The sequence below is a fragment of the Stenotrophomonas sp. Marseille-Q4652 genome, from assembly GCF_916618915.1.
GTDB lineage: Bacteria > Pseudomonadota > Gammaproteobacteria > Xanthomonadales > Xanthomonadaceae > Stenotrophomonas.
On the sequence record NZ_CAKAKE010000001.1, the window covers coordinates 2,781,089 to 2,805,862 of the forward strand.

At 70.4% G+C, this 24,774-nt stretch carries 17 protein-coding genes; 10 read left to right on the plus strand and 7 right to left on the minus strand.

All coding sequences use genetic code 11. The features are described from left to right. Positions 1 to 11: 11 nt before the first annotated feature. The 3 genes from LG380_RS13125 to hemH form a co-directional block, all read right to left on the minus strand. Positions 12 to 488: a hypothetical protein gene (locus LG380_RS13125; protein ID WP_225765680.1), complete on the minus strand. Its 477-nt coding sequence runs from the start codon at positions 486 to 488 to the stop codon at positions 12 to 14. Between the two features lie 119 nt (positions 489 to 607). Then, complete coding sequence (locus LG380_RS13130) at positions 608 to 1,477, minus strand: alpha/beta hydrolase (RefSeq protein WP_225765681.1); 870 nt, start codon at positions 1,475 to 1,477, stop codon at positions 608 to 610. Next, complete coding sequence (hemH, locus tag LG380_RS13135; RefSeq protein ID WP_225765682.1) at positions 1,474 to 2,430, minus strand: ferrochelatase; 957 nt, start codon at positions 2,428 to 2,430, stop codon at positions 1,474 to 1,476. The genes LG380_RS13130 and hemH overlap by 4 nt, the downstream gene beginning before the upstream one ends. 166 nt (positions 2,431 to 2,596) lie before the next feature. On the opposite strand from hemH, the gene LG380_RS13140 reads away from it, so the two are divergent. The 4 genes from LG380_RS13140 (at position 2,597) to tatC (ending at position 5,060) form a co-directional block, all read left to right on the plus strand. Then, the gene (locus LG380_RS13140; protein ID WP_225765683.1) at positions 2,597 to 3,496 is read left to right on the plus strand and encodes a lipid-binding SYLF domain-containing protein; all 900 of its coding nucleotides are present in this window, start codon (positions 2,597 to 2,599) and stop codon (positions 3,494 to 3,496) included. Between the two features lie 155 nt (positions 3,497 to 3,651). Next, positions 3,652 to 3,873 (plus strand): Sec-independent protein translocase subunit TatA, encoded by a 222-nt coding sequence (tatA, locus tag LG380_RS13145; RefSeq protein WP_225765684.1) that lies wholly within the window; start codon positions 3,652 to 3,654, stop codon positions 3,871 to 3,873. Positions 3,874 to 3,897: 24 nt separating this feature from the next. After that, entirely contained in the window at positions 3,898 to 4,311 is a 414-nt protein-coding gene (gene tatB / locus LG380_RS13150; RefSeq protein WP_225765686.1) for a Sec-independent protein translocase protein TatB, read from the plus strand. Continuing rightward, the gene (gene tatC, locus LG380_RS13155; protein WP_225765687.1) at positions 4,308 to 5,060 is read left to right on the plus strand and encodes a twin-arginine translocase subunit TatC; all 753 of its coding nucleotides are present in this window, start codon (positions 4,308 to 4,310) and stop codon (positions 5,058 to 5,060) included. The genes tatB and tatC overlap by 4 nt, the downstream gene beginning before the upstream one ends. A 56-nt stretch (positions 5,061 to 5,116) precedes the next feature. Here tatC and LG380_RS13160 read toward each other — a convergent pair whose 3' ends face one another. The 3 genes from LG380_RS13160 to LG380_RS13170 form a co-directional block, all read right to left on the minus strand. Continuing rightward, positions 5,117 to 6,010, minus strand: coding sequence for a BPSS1780 family membrane protein (locus LG380_RS13160; protein WP_225765689.1), 894 nt, complete (start codon positions 6,008 to 6,010; stop codon positions 5,117 to 5,119). Between the two features lie 106 nt (positions 6,011 to 6,116). Then, on the minus strand, positions 6,117 to 6,845 hold the full coding sequence (locus LG380_RS13165) for a glutamine amidotransferase (RefSeq protein WP_225765691.1): 729 nt from the start codon (positions 6,843 to 6,845) through the stop codon (positions 6,117 to 6,119). Continuing rightward, complete coding sequence (locus LG380_RS13170; protein ID WP_225765693.1) at positions 6,842 to 8,662, minus strand: GspE/PulE family protein; 1,821 nt, start codon at positions 8,660 to 8,662, stop codon at positions 6,842 to 6,844. Before LG380_RS13170 ends, LG380_RS13165 begins: the two co-directional genes overlap by 4 nt. A 130-nt stretch (positions 8,663 to 8,792) precedes the next feature. On the opposite strand from LG380_RS13170, the gene glyQ reads away from it, so the two are divergent. The 4 genes from glyQ (at position 8,793) to LG380_RS13190 (ending at position 17,656) form a co-directional block, all read left to right on the plus strand. Next, on the plus strand, positions 8,793 to 9,704 hold the full coding sequence (gene glyQ / locus LG380_RS13175) for a glycine--tRNA ligase subunit alpha (protein ID WP_225765695.1): 912 nt from the start codon (positions 8,793 to 8,795) through the stop codon (positions 9,702 to 9,704). Further along, positions 9,701 to 11,794 carry a glycine--tRNA ligase subunit beta gene (gene glyS, locus LG380_RS13180; RefSeq protein ID WP_225765696.1) on the plus strand — a complete coding sequence of 698 codons (2,094 nt, stop codon included), beginning with the start codon at positions 9,701 to 9,703 and terminating at the stop codon, positions 11,792 to 11,794. The genes glyQ and glyS overlap by 4 nt, the downstream gene beginning before the upstream one ends. Before the next feature lie 232 nt (positions 11,795 to 12,026). After that, positions 12,027 to 13,808 carry an autotransporter assembly complex family protein gene (locus tag LG380_RS13185; RefSeq protein WP_225765697.1) on the plus strand — a complete coding sequence of 594 codons (1,782 nt, stop codon included), beginning with the start codon at positions 12,027 to 12,029 and terminating at the stop codon, positions 13,806 to 13,808. A gap of 77 nt (positions 13,809 to 13,885) precedes the next feature. Then, a complete protein-coding gene (locus LG380_RS13190) occupies positions 13,886 to 17,656 on the plus strand; it encodes a translocation/assembly module TamB domain-containing protein (protein ID WP_225766626.1) in 3,771 nt (1,256 codons plus the stop codon). A gap of 29 nt (positions 17,657 to 17,685) precedes the next feature. Here the strand turns inward: LG380_RS13190 and LG380_RS13195 are convergent, their stop codons facing one another. Beyond that, a complete protein-coding gene (locus LG380_RS13195; protein WP_225765698.1) occupies positions 17,686 to 18,936 on the minus strand; it encodes a hypothetical protein in 1,251 nt (416 codons plus the stop codon). Between the two features lie 97 nt (positions 18,937 to 19,033). Here LG380_RS13195 and LG380_RS13200 point away from each other — a divergent pair, with 97 nt between their 5' ends. Beyond that, positions 19,034 to 21,178 (plus strand): S46 family peptidase, encoded by a 2,145-nt coding sequence (locus LG380_RS13200; protein WP_225765699.1) that lies wholly within the window; start codon positions 19,034 to 19,036, stop codon positions 21,176 to 21,178. Positions 21,179 to 21,308: 130 nt separating this feature from the next. After that, positions 21,309 to 24,761, plus strand: coding sequence for a PAS domain-containing hybrid sensor histidine kinase/response regulator (locus LG380_RS13205; RefSeq protein WP_225765700.1), 3,453 nt, complete (start codon positions 21,309 to 21,311; stop codon positions 24,759 to 24,761). Positions 24,762 to 24,774 lie beyond the last annotated feature (13 nt).

A 24,774-nucleotide genomic window follows, 5' to 3' on the forward strand; every position in this document is an offset into this window, starting at 1 on the left:
GGTGACTCCGGTCAGCAGCGACAGCGGAAAGGAAGGAACAACGGCGGCAGGCGACCGTCGAGCAGGGCCGGCAACGCGTCGGCTAGAGTGCCGCGGCCGCCACAGGAACGTGGCGGCGGGGCGAGCGGCCCGGCGTAGACCGGCCGGCCGCTGGAATCGAGAACGATGAGTTCGGTGCCGGCACTGCCGGGCAGCTCGAGCACGCGCTGGCCGGCGGTGGGGCCGGCGGCGGCAATCAGGGCGGGATCGTCGGCGTTGCCGGCGCAGCGGCACTGCGGGTCGCGCAGGTGCAGCAGCCACGGTTGCCCGGCGGCCAGCCCGGCCCGCTGCGGGCCAAGGCGCATGAGCAGTTCCTCGACCTGTCCTGCATCACCCGGCGGCGGCACGCCCACGGCCACCAGCGCAGGCACCGTCCACCCCAGCCAGCAGGCGAGCAGCAGCAGCCCGGCGGCACGCCGGTAGCGGTGGAAGGACAGGGCGGTGGACATGGGGGACAGCCGATGGACGGCAATGCACGGGCAACACGCATGGCAGGGAACGACGCCATGGGTATCGGCGGGCGTGCTGGAAAATCCAGCGCGGCTCCCGGCCCGTGGCCGGGATTCGTTCAGTTTGCCGCGGTGTCCAGGCCGTCGAGGAGGGCGCGGATGCAGGCGGCCACCGCGGCCGGCTGTTCCATGTGCAGGTGGTGGCTGCCGGGCAGGACCTCGACGCGACCATCCCGCAGCAGGGCGGCGCGCTGGCTGCGCAAGGGTTCGGGGAAATAGGGCTGGGCCGGGCTGGCGTAGATCACCTGGGTGGGGCATTCGATCGCCGCCACCAGGTCGTTGATCTGCGCCTCGGTCAGGCGCACCGCCGTGGGCAGGGTCAGGCGCGGATCGGTGCGCCAGTGGTAGCCGCCGGTTACCTCGCGCACGCCGCGCTCGACCAGCAGCCGCGCGGCGTCCTCGCCCAGCTGGTTGGCCATCATCCGTGCGCGTACCGGCGCGGCCAGGTCGGGGAACACGCGCAGGCGCTTGGAGGGCAGGGCGCGCACCGCGGCCAGGTGGTCACGCAGCCGCGAGGCGGTTTCGTCTTCCGGCGCGGACAGCCCGCCCAGGGCCTCGATCGCCACCAGCGCCTCGATCCGGGCCGGCGCCGCGGCGGCGACCATGCTGGCAATGCCGGCGCCCATCGAGTGGCCGAGCAGGGTGAAGCGCTCCCAGCCCAGCGCGTCGGCGATGTCCAGCACCCGCGGCAGGGCGTCGGCGAAGGTGTACTGCGCGCCATCGGGCAGGTGGTCGCTGTGGCCGTGGCCGGGCAGGTCGACCATCACCAGGTCCAGGCCGGGCAGGTGCGCGGCCAGCGGCAGGAAGCTGGCCGCATTGTCGAGCCAGCCATGCAGGGCCAGCACCCGGCGGCGGCCGCCTTCGCCGCTGCGCAGCGCCGCCACGCGCAGCGTGCCGACCGCCAGCTCCAGCCCCGCAGGCGCGCTCACGCGCTGCGGGCGATCGCCGCCAGCGCCCGGGCGTGGGCGGGGGCGTCGTTGAGGCAGGGGATGTAGCGCATGCTCGCGCCGCGCTCGGCCAGGGTTTCAGTAAAGCCCATGGCCACTTCCTCCAGCGTCTCCAGGCAGTCGGTGGCAAACCCGGGACAGACCACGTCGAACGAGCGCACGCCGGCTTCGGCCATCTCCCACAGCATCGGTTCGGCGTAGGGCTGCAGCCAGGTTTCGCGGCCGAAGCGCGACTGGTAACCCATCTTCCATTCGCCGTCGGCCAGGCCAAGCGCATTGGCGATGGCCTGGGCGCTGGCCTCGCAGCGCTGCGGGTAGGGATCGCCCTGGTCGGCCAGCCGCTGCGGGATGCCGTGGAACGAGAACACCAGCTGCTCGCCATGGCCGTTGTGCTGCCAGTACTCGCGGATCGACCCGGCCACCGCGTCCACCCAGTCCGCGTCGATGGCGTAGTCGCGTACGCGGCGCAGCGTCACCTGGCGGTTGCGGGCCTGCCACGCATCGAGCTTGTCCTCGATCGAGGCGGTGGTGGTGGTGGAGTACTGCGGATACAGCGGCAGCACCACGATCTCCCGGGCACCGTCGGCCACGAGGACATCGAGCGCCGGTTCCAGCGCCGGCTGGCCATAGCGCATGGCGTGGCGCACCTGCCAGTCCGGCAGCTCGGCCTGCAGGCCCTTCGCCAGGCGCTGGGTGTAGACCGCCAGCGGCGAGCCCTCCGGCAGCCACACCTGCGCGTACTTGGCCGCCGAGCGCGAACCTCGCAGCGGCAGGATCACCCCGTGCAGCAGCGGCCACCACAGCAGCTTCGGGATCGCCACGACCCGTGGGTCACCTAGGAACTCGGCCAGGTAGCGACGCACCGCCGGGGCGGTGGGCGTATCGGGCGTGCCGAGGTTGACGACAAGCAGGGCAGTGCGGGCGGGCTGGTTCATGCCCGCATTCTGGCATCGCGCGCACGGTGGGGGCCATCGCAAATGCCCGATCGCCGCGATCACCTGCTTCGATGGGTTCCCTGACCGCTTACTGCCGGTTCATCGCGCCGCTACTAATTTCAGGCGCTTGCTTTATCTTTCCGTGCATCGACTCCTGGAGCCTCCCATGCGCCGCCTGCCGTGCCTGCTGTTGCTGTTGTCCGCCAGCCTGTTGTCCGCCCCGGCCATGGCCGGCCCGCAGGAAGACCAGCGCGCCCGCAACGCGGTGCGTGTGCTCAGCGAGATCCAGGACATTCCCGAGCAGGCCATTCCCGACAAGCTGCTCGACGAGGGCCGCGCGATCATCGTCATCCCCGACACGATCAAGGCCGGCCTGGTCATCGGCGGGCGCCGCGGCCACGGCCTGCTCTCGGTGAAGACCGAGGAAGGCACCTGGTCCAACCCGGTGTTCATCAAGCTCACCGGCGGCAGCATCGGCTTCCAGGCCGGCGTGCAGTCCTCGGACGTGATCCTGGTGTTCCGCAACGACCGTTCGCTGGACAACATCGTCAATGGCAAGTTCACCCTCGGCGCCGATGCCGGCGTGGCCGCCGGTCCGGTCGGCCGCAACGCCGCCGCGGCCACCGATGGCCAGCTCAAGGCCGAGATCTGGTCGTGGTCGCGTGCGCGCGGCCTGTTCGCCGGCGTCGCCCTGGATGGCGCGGTGCTGCAGATCGATGACGATGCCAACCGCCAGGCCTACGGCACCAGCGTGACGCCGCGAATGATCATCGAAGGCCGCATGCCGGCGCAGCCGTCCAGCGACGTGGTCTCGTTCCGCGACCGCCTGGAGGAATCCACCTATTCAGCGCGCGAGAAGCGCGGTACCGGCAGCAATGGCAACGTCGCCGCCGCACCGCGTCCCAGCACCAGCACCCCGGTGCCAGTCGATGCACAGCAGGCGCCGCTGTCCAGTGGTGAAGCCACCACCGCGCCCCTGCAGGCGGTGCCTGCGCAGCAACAGCAGGGCTTCCAGCCGGTGTCCGATGGTGAGTTCCGCACCGAATCGCTGGACGACAACAACTGACCTTCGGCAGGGGCGCCGCGCCCGGCGCGGTGCGTTATCCTCGCCCGATGTGCTGGCGTTGCCGCAACGGCACGCCGGCCACGCGCCAGGCGCGTGACGCGGTCCGTTCCCACGCGGGGCGGCCTCCAAATCCATGATCAGGCGGGAAGGGCTTTATGGGCAGCATGAGTTGGGTGCATTGGCTGGTGGTTCTGGTGATCGTGCTGCTGGTGTTCGGCACCAAGCGCCTGACCAGCGGCGCCAAGGACCTCGGCAGCGCGGTCAAGGAGTTCAAGAAGGGCATGCGCGAGGACGACAAGCCGGCCGCGCAGCTCGGCGATGCCAGCCGCAGCCAGGAAAGCAACCGCGAGAACCAGGCCGAGCAGGACCGGCGCTGACCGCGTCCGCACAGGCGTCGTTGCGTGTTCGACATCGGTTTCAGTGAGCTGCTGCTGATCGCAGTGGTGGCCCTGGTTGTCCTTGGTCCCGAGCGCCTGCCCAAGGCGGCGCGCTTTGCCGGCCTGTGGGTGCGCCGCGCGCGCAACCAGTGGGATTCGGTCAAGCAGGAGCTCGAGCGCGAGCTGCACGCCGAGGAACTCAGGCGCAACCTGCAGCAGGTGCAGGCGGCGATGCGCCAGAGCGAGGCCCAGCTGCGTGCCAGCAGCGAACAGCTGCAGAACGAAACCGATGCGCTGCGTCGCCAGGTCGAAGGCGACGGGGTGGATCCGGTCGTTGAAGCGAGCCCGGCAGAACCCACAGCAGGCATCCCCGGCAACGCCATCGAGTCGACCGATGCGACCGATGCAGGCAAGCCGCCCACGGAGCCGCGTCCATGAGCCTGCCCCCGGAGAACGAAGCGCCGCTGGTTGCCCATCTGCTCGAGCTGCGCTCGCGGCTGATCCGCGGCCTGGCCGGCCTGGTCATGGTGCTGCTGGCGCTGCTGCCGTTCTCGCGCACGCTCTACACCCAGCTGGCGATGCCGCTGGTATCGCAGCTGCCCACCGGGCAGTCGATGATCGCGACCAACCCGGCCGGCGCGTTCTTCGCGCCGATCAAGCTGACCTTCTTCGTCGCCCTGTTCGTGGCGGTGCCGTGGCTGCTGTACCAGGCCTGGGCGTTCGTGGCCCCCGGCCTGTACGCACGCGAGAAGCGGCTGGCGGTACCGCTGCTGCTCTCGTCGATGCTGCTGTTCTACCTCGGCTGCGTGTTCGCCTACTTCCTGGTGCTGCCGTCGGTGTTCCACTTCCTGACCACGTTCCGGCCGGACGTCATCGCCATCACCCCCGATGCCACCGCGTACCTGGACTTCGTGATGGCGATTTTCTTCGCCTTCGGGCTGAGCTTCGAGCTGCCGGTGGCGATGGTGATCCTGGTCCTGCTGGGCTGGGTCAGCCCGGCGCAGCTGCGCGAGGGCCGTGGCTACGCCATCGTCGGCATCTTCGTGCTCGCGGCCATCGTGACCCCGCCGGACGTGGTGTCGCAGCTGATGCTGGCGATCCCGATGTGCGCGCTGTACGAGCTGGGCATCCACGCCGCGCGCTGGCTGACCGGGCGTCCGCGCGTGGGCCAGGGCGACTCGTCCTGATCCCATCGCAGGCCATGCCGTAACGAAGGACCCCGGCACGTGGCCGGGGTCCTGGATCATGCGGCGAAGATGTTGTCCGGCTGCAGCGCGGGCGGGCGCGGGGCCTGGGGCCCGAACATCTGCTTCCACGCGGCATAGACCGCGCCGGCCAGCACCGGCATCACCACCGCCATCAGCAGCAGCTGCGCCACCCACAGGGCCAGCAGCTGGCCGCCAAGCAGCTGTGCCACCAGCGCCACCACCATCACGATGAAGTAGATCGCGAACACGGCCACGAAGGACAGCACGAAGAACACCAGCATCGGCAACAGGTTGCAGAACGCGCTGCGCAGGCTCTCGCGCAGGGCCAGCAGGCCGTTGCGGTGCTGGAACATCACCTGCGGCGACAGGGTGAACAGCGCCAGCGCCATCGCCGCGAAGGTCACCACCACCAGCAGCAGCCACAGCAGGATGCGGCCGGCCGGCAGGCTGGCGACCAGCGCCTCGATCACCTCCGGGTCGGGCTGCTCGCCGGACTGGCTCAGTTCGTTGAGCTGGGACATCACATCGCCCAGCTGCTGCAGGCCACTGCTGCCCAGCAGCAGCAACAGCAGGCCGCCGAGCAGCAGGCCACCGGCCAGCTGCGGCAGCAGGGCCACCAGCAGGTGCGGCGCGCGGCCGTCCTGCAGGCCCTGCACCAGGTGCGCCGGCTGCGCCGGGCGGCCCTCGTCGACCTCGCGCACCGCCCACACCATGCCGCCGAAGAAAACCGGGCCGGCCAGCGCCAGCAGGAACTGGCCGATGGTGGCCAGGGCCGGGTGCAGCATCGACAGCGCCATGACCACCAGGGCGGCCAGGCCCCACAGCACGCCCAGCAGGCCCAGCGCCAGCGGCGCACGGCGCAGCAGCGAGAAGCCAGTCAACAGCCATTCCGCGCCGGCCGAGGCCGGCAGCTTGCGAATTTCGCTCATTCCATTTCCGAGAAGGGGGAACGCCCGCAGACCCCGGGCGCGCCGCGATTATCGCCGGAACCCGTGGGCCCAGCGAGTGAAGCGTGTTCAGCCCGCGATCGTGCGTTCAGTGCACGGGCGCGTGGCGGGCATGCCGTACGAAACGACGAAGCAACTGGCGTGCCAGGGGCGCGGCGGTGACCTGGCGGACCACGGTGCGGGCGCAGCCACCATGGCGGGCGATGCAGTCGGCGCGGGCGCGCACGTAGCCGCGCATGTGATGGGTGGCGAATTCGGGATGGAACTGCACGCCCCAGGTGTTCTGGCCCCAGCGGAAGGCGTGGCAGTTGTCCTGGGTGGAGCGGGCCAGCACGGTGGCGCCGGCCGGGGCCCGCAGCACCGTCTGCAGGTGGGTGGCGTGGGCCGGGAAGCGCGCCGGCAGGCCGGCGAACAGCGGATCCTCGGCGGCCGGCGGCTCCAGGTCCAGCACGATGGTGCCGGACTCGCGCCCGGCCGGGTTGTAGTCAACCTCGCCACCGAGGGCGTGGGCCAGCAGCTGGTGGCCGTAGCAAATGCCGAACAGCGGCATGCCCTCGTGGGCGGCCTCGCGCAGCCAGTCGGCGCAGCGTTCGCTCCACTCGGCGCGGTCGGTGACGAATGCCGCCGAGCCGGTGACGATGGCTGCGGCGAACCGGTCGCGCTCGGGCAGTGCCTCGCCCTGGGCGACATTGACCACCACGATGTCGGCCTGCTCGAGCCCGGCGGCGACGCGGATCCAGTGCGGAAACCGGCCATAGCGCCGCAGCGAAGGCACCGGCTGGCCGGTTTCGAGGATCAGGAACGGGGCACGTTTCATTCCGGGGGAGGCAGGACCGACAGGACTTCCTCGATTGTAGTCAGCCCCGCGGCGACCTTTTCAAGGCCGGCGCGGCGCAGGGTGCGCAGCCCGGCACCGCGTGCGGCGCGGCTGAACTGGGCCAGGTCCATGTCCGCGCGGATCAGCCCGCGCAGCGGCAAAGCCAATGGCAGCAACTCATACAGGCCGATCCGGCCCAGGTAGCCGGTGCGCCGGCACTCCAGGCAGCCGACCGGCGCACATGGCGCCAGGACATCAGGTAATGAAGCATCGCCATCTCGCAGCGCGGCCCAGTCGGTATCGGTGAGCGGCTGCGGCTGCTTGCAGTGCGGGCACAGGGTGCGGACCAGGCGCTGGGCCAGCACGCCGTTGAGGGTGGAGGCGATCAGGTAGTGCGGCACGCCCAGGTCGAGCAGGCGGGTGATGGCCGAGGCTGCGTCGTTGGTGTGCAGGGTGGACAGCACCAGGTGGCCGGTCAGCGCCGCCTGCACCGCCATCTGCGCGGTCTCCAGGTCACGGATCTCGCCGATCATGATGATGTCCGGGTCCTGGCGCAGCAGCGTGCGCACGCCGGCGGCGAAGTCCAGGTCGATGTTGGCCTGCACCTGCATCTGGTTGAACTCCGGCCAGATCATCTCGATCGGGTCCTCGACCGTGCACACGTTGACATCGGCGGTGGCCAGCCGCTTGAGCGTGGAATACAGGGTGGTGGTCTTGCCCGAGCCGGTCGGGCCGGTGACCAGCACGATGCCGTGCGGGCGGCCCACCAGGTCATGCCAGCCGGCCGCTTCCTCGGGACTGAAGCCGAGCTGGTCGATGGTCTTGAACGCCGAGTCCGGGTCGAAGATGCGCATCACGCACTTCTCGCCGAAAGCGGTGGGCATGGTCGACAGGCGCATCTCGACCTCGCGCCCGCCCGGCGAGCGGGTCTTGATGCGGCCATCCTGCGGACGGCGGCGCTCGGCCAGGTCCATGCGCCCGAGCACCTTGATGCGGCTGACCACGGCGGTCATCACCGACGGCGGGACCTCGAACACCTTGTGCAGCACGCCGTCGATGCGGAAGCGCACCCGGCCCATGTCGCGGCGCGGCTCCAGGTGGATGTCGCTGGCGCGCTGCTCGTAGGCGTACTGCAGCAGCCAGTCGACGATGCTGACGATGTGGTGGTCATCGGCATTGACGTCGCCGGCGCGGCCCAGCTCGACCAGCTGCTCGAAGCTGGGCACCGCGCTGCCACCGCCGGCGTCGCGCGCATCGGCGCGGGCGCCGCGCACCGAGCGGGTCACGCCGAAGAACTCCATCGTGTAGCGGTGCAGGTCCAGCGGATTGACCAGCACGGTCTCGACGCGGCGCCGGCTCAGGTGCTGCACATCGGCCAGCCAGTCCAGCGCGGTCGGCTCGCTGGTGGCCACCAGCACGCGGTCCACCTCCACCGCCAGCGGCAGGATCCGGTGCCGCCGCGCGTAGGCGTGGGAGACCACGGCGGTGGCAGAGGCCACGTCCACCCGGGTCGGGTCGATGCGCAGGTAGGGCATGCCGGTGCGGGCGGCCAGCCATTCGGTCAGCCGTTCCAGGCCCAGCTCGCCGGCCGGTGGCCTGCCGGCCTGCAGCTTGAGGTTGGCCAGCAGCACCAGCGGATGCACCTCGCTGGGATTGCGCGCGCCAACGGCGGAGAACTGGATGCGCTCGCGGTCGGCCTCGGCGACCATGCCATCGGCCACCAAGGCGGCGGCGACGCGTTCAAACACCAGCCGGCCGGGGGGCAGCGGCGCCGCGTCCGGACCGCTGGCGAAGGGGGCCGTCGGGCGTGGATCCATCTGCCGGGTGTCCTGTGCTGCCGTGTGAGGCGGGATTGGGAGGGCCATCGCCCCGTATCGCAAACGGCCGGACGGCTGCGGCGCGGGCGGTCGCTATACTAGCGCACCCCTCCGTACGGCTATCCGCAGCATGTCCGCCAACCGGCCTGTTCCGATCACTTTTCAGGGCCTGATCCAGACCCTCAACGACTTCTGGGCCCGGCAGGGCTGCGTGCTGATCCAGCCGCTGGACCTGGAAGTGGGCGCCGGCACCTTCCATCCGGCTACCTTCCTGCGCTCGATCGGCCCGGAAAGCTGGAATGCCGCCTACGTGCAGCCCTCGCGCCGCCCCACCGACGGCCGCTACGGCGAGAACCCCAACCGCCTGCAGCGCTACTACCAGTACCAGGTGGCGATGAAGCCCAGCCCGGACAACATCCAGCAGCTGTACCTGGATTCGCTCAAGGCGCTGGGCATCGACCCGCTGGTGCACGACCTGCGCTTCGTCGAGGACAACTGGGAATCGCCGACCTTGGGCGCCTGGGGCCTGGGCTGGGAAGTCTGGCTCAACGGCATGGAGGTGACCCAGTTCACCTACTTCCAGCAGGCCGGCGGCCTGGAGTGCAAGCCGGTGCTGGGCGAGATCACCTACGGTCTCGAGCGCCTGTGCATGTACCTGCAGAACTGCGACAACGTCTACGACCTCATCTGGACCTACGGTCCGGACGGCACCCCGGTCACCTACGGCGACGTCTACCACCAGAACGAGGTGGAGCAGAGCACCTACAACTTCGAGCATGCCGACGTGGAGGAGATGTTCCACCGCTTCGACGCCTGCGAGCGCGAAGCGCAGAAGCTGGTCGAGGCCGACCTGCCGCTGCCGGCCTACGAGCAGGTCTGCAAGGCCAGCCACTCGTTCAACCTGCTGGACGCGCGCCGCGCGATCTCGGTGACCGAGCGCCAGCGCTACATCCTGCGCGTGCGCACCCTGGCGATGGCGGTGGCCAAGCTGTATGAGGCCAAGCGCATCGAAGCCGTGGCCGCCAAGGAGGTGCAGGCATGAGCATGAAACCGCTGCTGGTCGAACTGGGCGTGGAAGAGCTGCCGGTCAAGGCGCTGCCGGGCCTGGCGCAGGCCTTCTTCGATGGCGTGGTCGATGGCCTGGCCAGACGTGGCATCGCCTTCGAGCGTGGCGATGCAAAGCCGCTGTCGACCCCGCGCCGGCTGGCCGTGCTGCTGCCGGGCGTGGCCAGCGAGCAGCCCGAGCAGCATTCCGAAGTGCTGGGGCCCTACCTCAACATCGCGCTGGATGCCGACGGCAAACCGACCAAGGCACTGGCCGGCTTTGCCGCCAAGGCCGGCATCGAGTGGACGCAGCTGGAGCGCACCACCGATGCCAAGGGCGAGCGCTTCGTGCACCGTTCGGTCAAGCCGGGCGCGGCCACCGCCGCGCTGCTGCCGGAAATCGTGGCCGAGGCCATCGCCGCGATGCCGATCCCCAAGCCGATGCGCTGGGGCGCGCACGAATACGCCTTCGCCCGGCCGGTGCACTGGCTGGTCCTGCTGCACGGCAAGGACGTGGTCGCGGCCGAACTGCTGGGACTGACGTCCGACCGCATGAGCCGCGGCCACCGCTTCCTGCACGACAAGCAGGTGTGGCTGAGCAGCCCGGAGGACTACGTCGCCTCGCTGCAGGCCGCCTTCGTCGTGGTTGATCCGGACGCGCGCCGCGAGCGCATCGTGCGCGAGGTCAATGCCGCGGCCGAACAGGCCGGCGGCGTGGCCCGCATCACCGAGGACAACCTCGAGCAGGTGGTGAACCTGGTCGAATGGCCGAGCGCGGTGCTGTGCAGTTTCGAGCGCGAATTCCTGGCGGTGCCGCAGGAAGCACTGATCGAGACGATGGAGATCAACCAGAAGTTCTTCCCGGTGCTGGATGCCGAAGGCAAGCTCACCGAGAAGTTCATCGGCATCGCCAACATTGAATCCAGGGACGTGGCCGAGGTGGCCAAGGGCTACGAGCGCGTGATCCGCCCGCGCTTTTCCGATGCCAAGTTCTTCTTCGACGAGGACCTCAAGCAGGGTCTGGAAGCGATGGGCCAGGGCCTGTCCACGGTGACCTACCAGGCCAAGCTGGGCACGGTGGCCGACAAGGTGCAGCGCGTCGCCGCGCTGGCGCAGGCGATCGCGCCGCAGGTCGGCGTCGATGCCGGAAAGGCCCGCCGGGCCGCCGAACTGGCCAAGAACGACCTGCAGAGCCGCATGGTGGGCGAGTTCCCGGAACTGCAGGGCATCGCCGGTCGCCACTACGCCATTGCTGCCGCCGAGGACGCCGAGGTGGCGCTGGCCATCGACGAGGCCTACCAGCCGCGTTTTGCCGCCGACGACATCGCGACCTCGGCGCTGGGCAAGGTGCTCGCCATTGCCGAACGCCTGGACACCCTGGCCGGTGGCTTTGCCGCAGGCCTGAAGCCGACCGGCAACAAGGACCCCTTCGCCCTGCGCCGCAATGCGCTGGGCCTGGCGCGCACGATCATCGAGTCGGGCTTTGACCTTTCGATCAATGACCTGTTGTCCAATGCGGTAGAAGCTATTGGCCCGCTTCCTGTTGGAAAAGGTGATGAAAAGGCTTACGCCGACCGCGGGGAGCTCTATGACTTCATCATTGACCGCCTGAAGGGCTACTACGCCGACAAGGGCGTGCCGGCCACCCACTTCAACGCGGTGGCCGAGCTGAAACCGGCGTCGCTGTACGACTTCGACCGCCGCATCGACGCGATCGGCACCTTTGCCCAGTTGCCGGAGGCCGAGGCGCTGGCCGCGGCCAACAAGCGCATCCGCAACATCCTGCGCAAGGCCGAGGGCGAGATCCCGGCGGCGGTGGATGCCTCGCTGCTGCGCGAAGCGGCCGAGAGCGAGCTGGCCGAAGCGGTGGCCGCGGCCATCGCAGACACCGACGCCTCGCTGGCCGGCAAGGACTACGTCAGCGCGCTGGGCCGGCTGGCCCGCCTGCGTCCGCAGGTCGATGCGTTCTTCGACAAGGTGATGGTCAACGTCGACGAGCCGGCCGTGCGCAACAACCGCCTGGCGCTGCTGCGCACCCTGGGCGAGCGCCTCGGCAGCGTTGCCGCGATCGAGCACCTGTCCAACTGACGGCTGCACCGCGCCGCGCCCGCAACGGGCGCGGCGCTGTACTACCTCGCTGCGATCCGGGCGTCGCCGTGTCGGCGGCGCGCGCTGCGTGCATTCCCCCCGCCGGCCGGAAGGGCTGCGCGATCGCCTTGGCAGTTTCCGGCGCAAGCCGCTGTATTCACAGTGGTTTCACTGCGGCCATGCCGTCGCGGCGCTGACACACGCAGATGCGAACGCCGGCTATGCTGTGCGCATGCCGCCCAGATTCCGTGCCGTTTTCCTGCTGCTGAGCTTCGCCCTCGCTTGCCCGGCGCATGCGCGCGGCACGATCGACAAGGTCCAGATCAGCGGCCTCAACCGCAACAGCGAAGCCGAGATGATCGAGAACATCGAGGTCTCGCTGTCGCTGTACGACGCCCTCGGCAAGCCGCAGGGTGAATCGCGGCTGGAATACCTGCTGTCCCAGGCCGAGCGGCAGACGCGCGAGGCCCTGGAGCCGTTCGGCTACTACAACCCGACCATCACCGTGGACGCGCCGCGCGACGGCGAGAACCTGCAGGTCAACATCCACGTCGACAAGGGCGAGCCGGTGCGCGTGCGCCGCTCCAACATCGTCATCACCGGCCCGGCCGAGGACGACCGTTACCTCAGCCAGGACCTGGCCGACTTCCAACCGCGCCGCGGCGACGTGTTCGACCACACCAGCTACGAGGCCAGCAAGGTGGTGATCACCCGCCGCCTGACCGAGCGTGGCTACTTCGATGCCGACTTCACCCAGCGCCAGGTGTCGGTGACCCGCGCCGAGAACGCGGCCGACATCGACCTGAGCTGGGACAGCGGCGCGCGCTACGACATGGGCCCAACGCGCTTCCACCAGGACTACTTCCGCCAGGACCTGTTCGATCCGCTGGTGTACTGGGAAGAAGGCAGCTACTACCACGAGGGCAAGCTCGACCGCCTGCGCGAGTCGCTGACCAAGCTCGACTACTTCAGCACCATCGACATCCAGCCGCGGCCGGAAGAGGCCGACGATGACTGGCGCGTGCCGGTGGACGTCAACCTGACCCTGGCCAAGCGCAACATCTACACCGCCGGTGTCAGCTACGGCAGCGAGAGCGGTGCCGGTATCCGCGCCGGCATCGACCGCCGCTACGTCAACAGCCGCGGCCACAAGCTCAGTACCCAGCTGGACTATGCGCAGAAGCGCAAGAGCCTGACCAGCAGCTACCGCATCCCCGCGTTCCGCTGGCTCGACGGCTGGTACACGATCACCGCCGCCGCCTACGACGAGCAGACCGACTACATTGACCTGCGCAACATGCGCCTGCTGGCCAGCCGCAGCGGCGAGCTCAACGACCAGTGGACGCTGATTGCCTCGATCACCGCGCTGCGCGAGCGCTGGCGCTACAGCTCGGCCGACAGCTTCGAGGGCTCGCGCTACGAGTATTCGACCCTGCTGTATCCGCAGATCGTGGCCGACTACGTGGAAGTGGACGACGAGCTGTTCCCGCGCCGCGGCTTCAGCGGCCATGCCACGGTGCGCGCCGGCGTGGAGGGCGTGGGTTCGGACACCAGCTTCGTGCAGGCCCATGCCGCGCTGCGCTGGTACCTGCCCCTGGCCGAAAGCAATCGCCTGGTGCTGCGCGGCGAGGCCGGTACCACCTGGACCAGTGACCTGGTGTCGATGCCGCCGAGCCTGCGCTACTTCGCCGGCGGCGACCGCAGCATCCGCGGCTATGCCTACCGCGAGGTTGGCCCGCGCACGCCGGCGCCGGACAAGTTCGCCCTCGGTGCCAAGAACGTGGTCGCCGCCAGCGCCGAATACGAGCACTACTTCGGTGGCGGTCCGTGGGGCGCGGCGGTGTTCGTCGATACCGGCAGCGCGTTCGACAACGACATCGACCTGCACACCGGCGTGGGCTTCGGTGTGCGCTGGAAATCGCCGGTCGGCCCGGTACGGGTGGACATCGCCCACGGCCTCAACAACCCGGACTCGCAGTTCCAGCTGTACCTCAACATCGGAGCGGACCTGTGAGCCAGCGCCCGGACCAGCCCACCCCGGAAGAGCGCGAGGCGCGCATCGCCGAACTGCGCGCGCGTCGCAAGGCGCGGCTGCGGGTGCTGGCGATCCGCAGCACCATCGGCGCGACCGCGCTGGTGGTGCTGGGCCTGCTGCTGCTGTACTGGCTGCTGCAGACCGTGGCCGGCCGCGAGGTGCTGATGGCGCAGGTGGTGGCGCGGCTGCCGGCCGATGCCAGCCTGACCTGGGAGCGCGCCGAGGGTCCGCTGGCCGGGCCGCTGATCCTGCACGACGTGGATTTCCGCTGGGGCACCGACATCCATTTCGCGGCCAAGCGGGCCTACCTGGATCCGGACATCCGCCCGCTGCTGGGCCGCAAGCTGCGCCTGGACGCGCTGCAGCTCACCGACGCGCAGCTCAACCTTGGCAGGAGCGAGGAGCCGTTCGAGCTGCCGTCCTGGCCCGAATCGCTGCCGCAGGTGGAGATGCCCCTGGCGATCCAGGCCGACACCATCATCGTCGACGGCCTGCGCGTGACCCAGCTTGGCGAGCCGGTGATCGACATCAGCCAGATCCGCGGCGGGCTGGAGCTGGCCAATGGCGAGCTGCGCGCGCAGCAGCTGCAGGTGCAGAGCGACCGCGGCGACTTCCGCGTGCACGGCCATTACCTGCCGGTGCGCGACTACGACACCGACCTGGTGGTCTCGGCGCGGCTGCCCGCGCCCGCTGGCCGCACCCCGGCCACGCTGGGCCTGGCCGCGCGCGGTGACCTGGCGCGGATGGAAGTCGCACTGGCCGGCAAGGCGCCACAGCCGCTGCATGCGCAGTTGGTGTTCACCGGTCGCGAGGATCCGGTGTGGGAGCTCAAGGCGCGCAGCGAGGAACTCGACCTGGCCCTGCTGCTGCCTCCGGGCGACGCCGCCGCCGGCGAACCGCTGGCGTTTGATTTCAGCGCCGGCGGCAAGGGCGGCGATGCGCGCCTGCAGGGTTCGCTGCGCCGCGGTGAGCTGGACGTGTCGCTGGAGCCGTCGCGGGTGAAGCTGCAGGACCAGGTGCTTACCGTCGCACCGCTGGTGGTCAACGCCTTCGATGGCCGCGCCGTGCTCAACGGCACCGCCGACCTGCGGGATCGCGACAACGCCAATTTCCGCTTCTCGGTGATCGCCGCCGGCCTGCGCTTCGAACCGGCTGCCGAGACCGGTAGCGCGCAGCCGGTGCCGGTGGAGCTGCTCGAGGCGCGCCTGGGCGTGGCCGGCAACCTGCAGCACTGGGCGGTGGTCGGCACCGCCGAGGTCGAGCGCGACGGCCAGCAGGCCCGCCTGCAGGTCGATGGCCGTGGCGCCGGCGAGGCCGTGGAGCTGCGCCAGTTCCGCGCCACCACGCCCGGCGGCGAGCTGGACGTGACCGGCAACATCGGCTGGTCGCCGGTGCTGGAATGGGACCTGGCCGCGCGCCTGGGCAATTTCGATCCCGGCTATTTCGTGCCCGGCTGGGATGGCCGCCTGTCCGGCCAGCTGGCCAGCGATGGCCGCCAGTTGCCGCCACCGGCACCCGGCCTCGCCAGCCCCGGCTTCGAGGCGCGGGTGAACGTGCCCGGGATCAAGGGGTCGCTGCGTGGCCGTCCGCTCGACGGCAAGGGACGCTTCAACCTGCGCGGCAGCCACGGCCAGGGCGAAGTCGCGCTGGCCGTGGGCAACAGCCGCATCGACGCACGCGGCAGCGTGGGCGACCGCCTCGACATCAATGCCCGCTTCGAGCCGCTGCAGCTGGACGACCTGCTGCCCGGCGCCAGCGGCAGCGTGCGGGGCACTGCCCTGATCAAGGGCCCGCGCAGCGCGCCGGACATCGACGTCGACCTGGCCGGCAACGGCCTGCGCTGGAACGACTGGAGCGCAGGTTCGATCACCCTGCAGGGACGCCTGCCCGCCCAGGGCGAGGGCGGGGCGCTGGCACTGCGCGCACGCGCGCTGGACGTCGGCATGCTGCTGGACCAGGTCGAGGCCGATACCCGCGGCAGCCTGCAGAACCTGCGCATCAACGCGCAGGTCGACAACGAGATGGCCAGGCTCGCGCTGCGCGGCAACCTCTCCCGCCGCGGCGAGCAGTGGCAGGGCATGCTCGACGGGCTGCGCATCGCCCCGGCCAAGGGCGCGCCGTGGCAGCTGCGCCAGCCGTCCACCTTCGCCGTGGCCGGACAGCGCATCACCCTGTCCGACACCTGCCTGGGCGCCGACACCGGCGGCGCGCTGTGCCTGTCGGCCGACTGGCCGCGGCAGGGCCTGAGCGTGCGCGGCGACGCGCTGCCGCTGGCGCTGGTGCAGCCGTGGTTGCCGCCCAATGCCGGGCGCCGCATCCACCTGCGCGGCGAGCTCACCCTGGACGGCAACCTGCGCCCGGCCGGCAACACCTGGCAGGGCGGCCTGAAGGTGGCCTCGCTGGAAGGCGGTATCCGCCTGGGCGACAACGCGCGGCGCGAACTGGTGCGCTACGACCATTTCTCCTGGGACGTGGAGCTGAACCCTCAGAAGATCCGCTCGCGCTTCGGCATTGGTTTCCAGGGCGATGGCTACGTCGATGCCACCGTCGATACCGGCTGGGACCCGGCCGCGCCGCTGACCGGCGAGCTGTACCTGTACATGTCGCGGCTGTACTGGCTGGAGCTGTTCTCGCCGGACCTGGTGCGGCCGCAGGGCGTGCTGGAGGGCCATGTCAGCCTGCGCGGCACGCGCGGCACGCCCTCGCTGGGCGGCGACGCACGGCTGAGCGAGTTCACCGGCGAGTTCCCGGCGCTGGGCCTGAACCTGAGCGAGGGCAAGGGCAGCTTCACCGCGCAGCCCGATGGCTCGGCGCGGATCAATGCCTCGGTCAGGTCGGGCGAGGGCACGCTGGTGGTCGACGGCGGCCTGTCCTGGTTTGGCGATGCCACGCCGCTGCAGCTGCACATCACCGGCAAGGACGTGCTGATCGCCAACACCAGCGAGCTGCGTGCGATCGCCCATCCGGACCTGGACTTCACCATCATCGACCGCACCCTGACCCTGCGCGGCAGCGTGCTGGTGCCCGAGGCCGACATCGACCTGGAGCGCCTGGACCGCGGCACCTCGGTGTCCGAGGACGTGGTGGTGCTGGACCCGGTCGATCCGGAGGCCGGCCCGTCCTCGCCGCTGGACATGGACCTGGCCGTGACCCTCGGCGACAAGGTGAAGATGTCCGGCTTCGGCCTGAAGGGCGCGCTGGCCGGCAAGATGCAGGTGCGCGCGCGGCCGGGCCGGGAGATGACCGCCACCGGCGGGCTGGAAGTCAGCGGCCGCTACAAGGCCTATGGCCAGGACCTGACAATCGCCCGCGGCGAGCTGGTGTGGAGCAACCACGTGGTGTCCGACCCGCGCATCAACATCCGCGCCGAGCGCGTGATCGGCGACGTCACCGCCGGCATCCACGTCACCGGCCGCGCGCTGGCGCCGCGTGCGGACGTGTGGTCGGACCCGGCGATGTCGCAGTCCGAATCGCTGGCCTATCTGGTGCTGGGGCGCAGCCTCAGCGGCGCCAGCGGCAACCAGGCCGAGCAGGTCAACGCCGCCTCGGCCGCGCTGTCGGCCGGCAGCGGCCTGCTTGCCTCGCAGCTGGGTGCGCGGCTGGGCTTCGACGATGCCGGCGTGAGCCAGTCGCGCGTGCTGGGCGGTTCGGTGGTCGGCGTCGGCAAGTACCTCTCGCCCAGGCTCTACGTCGGCTACGGGGTGTCGCTGATCGGCGCCGGTTCGGTGCTGACCCTGAAGTACCTGCTGCGCCGTGGCTTTGACGTCGAACTGGAATCAAGCACGGTGGAGAACCGCGGCTCGGTCAACTGGCGGCGGGAGAAGTAGGCCGGCTGCCTGGCGGCCGGCGTGGCTGACTACGGCGCGCGCTGCACGTGCGCACCGCGCAGCGCCGGCTGCCCGTCGACCACGTCGGTCCACACCAGGCGCACGCCGTCGCCTTCGGCCAGCAGCCGCGGAAAGCCGGTGGCGCGGCCGCGGCCCTGCAGCCGGGCGACCTGCAGGCGTGCAGCCTCCTCCCCGGTGTTCGTGAAGCGGGCCAGCCACAGCGACTGGCCCTCGCTGTCCTCGCGCAGCCAGGCCACCCACGCGCCATCGTCGACCGCGGCCACCCGCACCCGGCCCTGTACCGCGTCGCCGCGGTCCACACCCAGCGGCGCGGCGAAGGAGCTGCCGCCGTCGTGGCTGTGCGCCAGCCGCACCTCGGGCGTGCCGGCCGGTGCGGTGTACCAGGCCACCCAGGCCTCTTTGCCGGCCACGGACAGTGCCGGGCCGTTGACCGGACAGGCCGGCATTTTCCAGCGGTCGGCATGTACCGGCGCCGGGCGGCTCCAGCCGGTGCCATCACGGCGTGCGGCGAGGATGTCGCGGATCTCGCGGCTGTCGCGGCCGCGCCAGGCCAGCAGCGGTCCGTTGGCGGTAGCGGCCGCCGCGGTCTGGCAGCAGTCGCAGGTCATCGCATCCAGGAGCTGCTCGTCGTGCTTTCGCAGCGTGGCGTCGATGCGGGCCACCCGCAGCTGCATTGCCGCGCCGGCGTGTGCGTGTTCCCCGCCATGGCCACCGCCGGCGTTGCGGCCATCCAGCCAGGCGATGCCGATGCCGTCGGGCCCTTCGGGCCACAGCGAGACGAAGCCGTGTTCGCCGGCCGTGCCATCGTCGTGCACGGTCAGCGGTGCGCTCCACTGCACGCCATCGGCCGAGCGCGCCAGCAGCACGTCGTAGGCATAGGGTGCGGAGGCCGACTTGCGCAGCCACTGCGCCCACAGCGCGCCGTCGGCGCTGGCCAGCAGGTGCGGGGCGTCGGCCCAGTTGACGAACCAGTCCGCGCCTTCGGCAATGGTGCGTGGTGGCTGCCACTGCCCCCGGAAAAAGCGGGCGTGGCGCAGCAGGTGGCCATCGGCCTGCGGGGTGATCCACGACAGCAGCAGGTCGCCATTGCCGGTGCGCACCAGGTCCGGCTGCGCGGCCTGTGCGTCGGCCGGCAACGGCCAGGGTTCGATGGTCCACTCCGTGGCCACCGCCGCAGCTGGCGCGGGCCCGCGGCAGCCCGTGCCCGCCAGCGGAAGCAGGGTCAGGGCCAGCAGCGGGAGCCAACGGGACGGGCGCATGGGTCCCAGCATAGTCGCGACCGTGACCGTTGGCGGTTGTCGCCGTCACGGCCGGCTCGCTACTGTCGTGCCCTGTTCTGAATCCGGGGATGTTCCGATGACACGCAAACCGCTGGCTGCCGCACTGGCATTGGGGATGGGAATGGCCATGGGTGCCCAGGCCAACGAGGGCATGTGGATGCCGACCCAGCTGCCGGAGCTGGCCAAGACCCTCGAGCAGGCCGGCTTCAAGGGCGACCCGCGCGGCCTGGCCGACGTAACCGCGGCGCCGCTGAGCGCGGTGGTGCGCGTGGGCGGCGGCACCGGTGCGTTCGTCTCGCCCGATGGCCTGCTGCTGACCAACCACCACGTGGCCTATGGCGTGATCCAGTACAACGCCAGCAAGGAACACAACCTGATCGACGAGGGCTTCATCGCCCAGGGCCGCCGCGACGAGCGCGCGGCCAACCCGGATTACCGCGTGCTGGTGACGGTGGGCTTCGACAAGGTCACCGACGAGGTACTGAAGGACGCCCGCGGCAAGACCGGCCGTGACTATTACGAGGCGGTGGAGCGCGCGCCCAAGCGCATCGTCAGCGACTGCGAGGCCGAGGGCGGCGTGCGCTGCTCGGTGGCCAACATGTACTACGGCAGCGACTTCTACCGCATCCGCCAGCTCGAACTCACCGACATCCGCCTGGTCTATGCGCCGCCGCGCGCGATCGGCAATTACGGCGACGAGATCGACAACTTCATGTGGCCGCGCCACACCGGCGACTTCACCCTGCTGCGTGCCTACGTCGGCAAGGACGGCAAGCCGGCCCCGTACAGCCAGGACAACGTCCCCTACCAGCCGCCGGCACACCTGAAGATGTCGCTGGACGGTCCGAAGGAAGGCGACTACGCGATGCTCGCCGGCTACCCGGGCACCACCTACCGCCTGCGCACCGCGGCCGAGTTCGCCAACCAGATCGAGACCGTGCTGCCGCGCCGGGTCGAGGTGTTCCAGCAGCTGATCGACATCGTCGAGGCCCATGGCAAGGACAACGCCGACGTCCGCACCCGCTACGCCTCGCAGCTGCAGGGCCTGAAGAACAACCGCAAGCGCGCCGCCGGCGAGCTGGAAGGGCTGCTGCGCAGCGATGCACGCAACCTGCGGGCGCAGGACGAGCAGGCGATGCTGGCCGCCACCAACAGCAAGTACAAGGCCGACATCGACGCCCTGTTCGCCACGCTGGAAGCCGAGGTCGAGATGGGTGCCAGCGACTTCCTGCTCGGCACCATCTCCAGCCAGACCCAGCTGCTGCGTTCGGCGCTGCTGCTCGAGCGCCTGCGCGTGGAATCGGCCAAGCCCGATGCGCAGCGCGAGTCCGGCTACCAGCAGCGCGACCACGCGCTGATCGAAGGAGTGCTCAAGCAGGTCCAGCGCCGTTACGACCCCACGGTCGAGAAGGCCCTGCTGACCGCGCTGCTGACCCGTTACCAGCAGTTGCCCGATGCGCAGCGCGATGCGCGCTATGACCAGGTGTTCGGCCGCACCCCGGCCGAGCTGGGCAAGCGCCTGGACGCGCTGTACGCCGGGACCCGGCTGGGCGAGGAAGCGCAGCGCCTGTCGCGCTTCGAACGTGCCCGCAACGGCCAGGCGCTGGACGCCGACCCGCTGCTGGCCGCCGCCGCGACCCTGGTCGCCGCCCAGCTCGACTCCGAGGGCAGGAGCAAGCAGCGCCAGGGCGAGCAGCTGCGCCTGCGCCCGGCCTACATGCAGGCGCTGTTCGACTGGCGGGCAAAGCAGGGCCGTGCGGTGTACCCGGATGCCAACAGCACCCTGCGCATCAGCTACGGCAAGGTCGAGGCGCTGCACCCGCGTGACGCGGTGAGCTATTCGCCAGTGACCACTGTGGCCGGCATCGTCGAGAAGAACACCAACACGGTGCCGTTCGACGCGCCGAAGCCCTTGCTGGACGCCATCGCCAAGGGTGACTTCGGCAACACCGCCGATGCGGCGCTGAAGACCCAGACGGTCAACTTCCTCACCAACCTGGACACCACCGGCGGCAACTCCGGCTCGCCGGTGCTCAATGCGAAGGGTGAGCTGATCGGCCTGAACTTCGACTCCAACTGGGAGTCGGTCAGCGCCAGCTGGTGGTTCGACCCGCGCTACAAGCGTGCCGTGCACGTGGACATGCGCTACCTGCGCTGGCTGATGGACAAGGTCTATCCGGCCCACGACCTGCTGGCCGAGATGGGCGTGCCGGCCGAGTAAGCCCGCACCCTCGCCACCGCCCAGCTGGCGAGGGCCGGTGGCAACCCGGGACGGCTGCTGATGCAGCCGTTCCTCCCGGGGCCGCACTGGGTACACTGCGGCCTCGCGCCCGTGCCCGGAAAGGACGCCCTTGGTCTCTAGCTGGATACTGCTGCTGGTCTCGCTCGGCTATGCCGCGCTGCTGTTCGGCGTGGCGTGGTGGGGCGACCGTCGCCCGATGTATCCAGACCGGCCGTGGCTGCGCCCGGCGGTCTACAGCCTGGCGCTTGCGGTGTACTGCTCGTCGTGGACCTTCTACGGCGCGGTCGGCACCGCGGTGCGCAGCGGGGTGAGTTACCTGCCGATCTACGTCGGCCCGATCCTGCTGATGCTGTTCGGCTGGCGCATCATCGAGCGGCTGGCGTTGATCGCGCGCAGCGAGAATGTCGTCTCCATCGCCGACTTCATCTCCTCCCGTTACGGCCGCTCGCGGCGGCTGGCCGCGCTGGTGGCGCTGATCGCCCTGATCGGCGTGATCCCCTACCTGGCGCTGCAGTACAAGGCGGTGGCGATGAGCCTGCGGGTGCTGACCGGGCATGATGGCAGCGGCAGCTTCCTGACCGATCCCGCCCTGTACGTGGCGCTGCTGATGGCGCTGTTCGCCACCCTGTTCGGTACCCGCCAGGTCGATGCCACCGAGCACCACCACGGCATGATGCTGGCCATCGCGCTGGAGTCGGTGATCAAGCTGGTGGCGATGGTGGCCGTGGGCCTGTTCGCCTACCTGTGGCTGACCGACCGCGACGTGGCGGTCACCGATTCGGTGCAGACCCTGTTCCAGCACAGCGCGCCGGTGGGGCTGGTGTCGCAGACCCTGCTCAGCTTCCTGGCCATCATCTGCCTGCCGCGCCAGTTCCACGTGGCGGTGGTCGAGTGTGGCGCCGTCGGCGATGTGCGCCGTTCGCGCTGGCTGTTCGCCGGCTACCTGGTGATCATCTCGGCGATGGTGGTGCCGATCGCCACCGCCGGCATCACCCTGTTCGGCGGCAATGCCGAAATCGCCAACGACTCGATCGTGCTGGCGCTGCCGCTGGCCGAAGGCCGCAACGCGCTGGCGTTGATCGCCTATGTCGGCGGCTTCTCCGCGGCCACCGGCATGGTCATCGTGTCCTCGATCGCGCTGGCGACAATGATCTCCAACGACCTGGTGATGCCGCTGCTGCTGCGTCGCAGTGACGACCACGAGGAAGCGGCGGCGGTGGCCTCGCGGGTGCTGTGGATACGGCGCTGGGCGATCCTGCTGCTGGGCCTGGCCGCCTATGGCTACTACCGCTCCAGCAGCAACGACAGCTCGCTGGCCTCCTACGGCCTGATGGCCTTTGCCGCGGTGGCGCAGTTCGCCCCCGGCCTGATCGGTGGCCTGTACTGGCGCGGCGCCAGCCGCCGTGGCGTGGAGACCGGCATGGTGCTGGGCTTCGCGGTGTGGCTCTACACCCTGCTGCTGCCCGCGCTCACCCTCGGTGGCTGGATCGACGCGGCGTGGCTGGACGAGGGTCCGTTCGGCCTGCGCTGGCTGCGTCCGCAGCAGTTGTTCGGCCTCACCGGCTGGGATCCGCTGACCCACGGCACGTTCTGGTCACTGCTGGTCAACGCCTTCACCATGATGGTGGTGTCCGCGCGCTGGCGCCCGGGCGTGGCCGAGCGGCTGCGCGCCGCGCCGTTCCTGGAACCGTATGCGCAGCGCCCGGTGGTCGGCGGTGACTGGCCGGGCCATGTCCAGGTCGGCGACCTGCTGGCACTGGCCGCGCGCGTGGTCGGCGAGCGCCATGCCCGGCGCTCGTTCCAGGAACAGGCGCAGGTGCTGGGCCGCGAACTGCAGGACACGGCGGCGGCCGACCGCATCTGGGTGCAGTTCACCGAGCGCATGCTCGCCGCCTCGATCGGCGCGGCGTCCTCTCGCCTGCTGCTGACCAGCCTGCTGCGCGGCTCGGGCATGGACCTGGGCGAAGTGGTGGCGGTGCTGGACGAGGCCGGGCAGGAGCTGCGCTTCAATCGCGAGATCCTGTCCACCACGCTGGAGAACATCAGCGCCGGGGTCAGCGTGGTCGATCCGGACATGCGCCTGACCGCATGGAACCGACGCTACCAGCAGATGTTCGACTACCCCGACGGGATGCTCTACGTCGGCCGCCCGGTGGCCGACCTGATCCGCTACAACGCCGAGCGCGGCGAGCTGGGCGAGGGCGACATCGAACAGCAGATCGCGCGCCGCATCGCGCACATGCGCGCCGGCTCGCCACACGTGTTCGAGCGCACCCGTGCCGACGGCAAGGTGATCGAGCTGCGCGGCCAGGCGCTGCCAGGTGGCGGCTACGTCACCAGCTACAACGACATCACCGACTACAAGCGTGCCGAACGCGCGCTGCTGGAAGCCAACGAGACCCTGGAACAGCGCGTGGCCGAGCGCTCGCAGGCCGCCGAGGCCGCGCAGCAGTCCAAGAGCCGCTTCCTGGCCGCGATCAGCCACGACGTGCTGCAGCCGCTCAACGCCGCGCGCCTGTTCGCCTCGGCGCTGCGCGAGAGCGAGCACAACAATCCCGAGCAGCAGCACCTGGCCGAGCGCGTGGATGCCTCGCTGCGCGCGGCCGAGGAACTGCTCGACGGCCTGCTCGACGTCTCGCGCCTGGACGCGGGTGCGCTGCAGGCCAAGCACACCGATTTCGATGCCAGCGCGCTGCTGCACGAGCTGGCCGCGCAGTACGCGCCGGTGGCCGCCGCGCGCGAACTGCGCCTGCACGTGCACGCGCGCCCGCTGTGGGTACGCAGCGACCGCCGGCTGCTGCGCCGGGTGATGCAGAACTTCATCGCCAACGCGCTGCGCTATACCCGCCAGGGCCGCATCGTGCTGTGCCTGCGCGGCCGCGGCGACCACGTCGAGCTGCAGGTGTGGGATACCGGCCCGGGCATCCCCGAGCGCCACATGCAGCAGATCTTCGACGAGTTCCACCGCTACCAGCAGCCGTTCGACTGGGGCGAGCAGGGACTGGGCCTGGGCCTGTCGATCTGCCAGCGCATCGCGCGCCTGCTCGACCACCAGCTGCAGGCGCGCAGCCGCGTCGGCCACGGCAGCATGTTCGGGATCATCGTGCCGCGGGTGCGTGCCTCCGAGCGCGTCGTGCCGGCGCCGGGGCGCGAGATCGCCGGCACGCCGGTGGGCGAATCGCTCGAAGGCCTGCGCGTGCTGTGCGTGGACAACGACCCGGAGATCCTGGACGGCATGCGCGCGCTGCTGGGCCGCTGGCAGGTGGAGGTCATCACCGCCTCCACCGTCGATGCGGCGCTGGAGGCGCTGGCCCGGGAGCCGCACGTGATGCTGGTGGACTACCACCTGCACGACCGCCTCGACGGCCTGGAAACCCTGGCCCTGCTGCGCGAGACCAGCGCGCAGCGCCTGCCGGGCGTGCTGCTCACCGCCGATGGCCGCGACGAGCTGAAGAAGGCCGCGCGCGAGCAGGGCTGGCGGCTGCTGACCAAACCGGTCAAGCCGGCGTCGCTGCGCGCCTTCCTCTCGGCCCAGGTGGTCCTGCGCCGCAACGGCGGCTGAGGTCGCCGCCGCG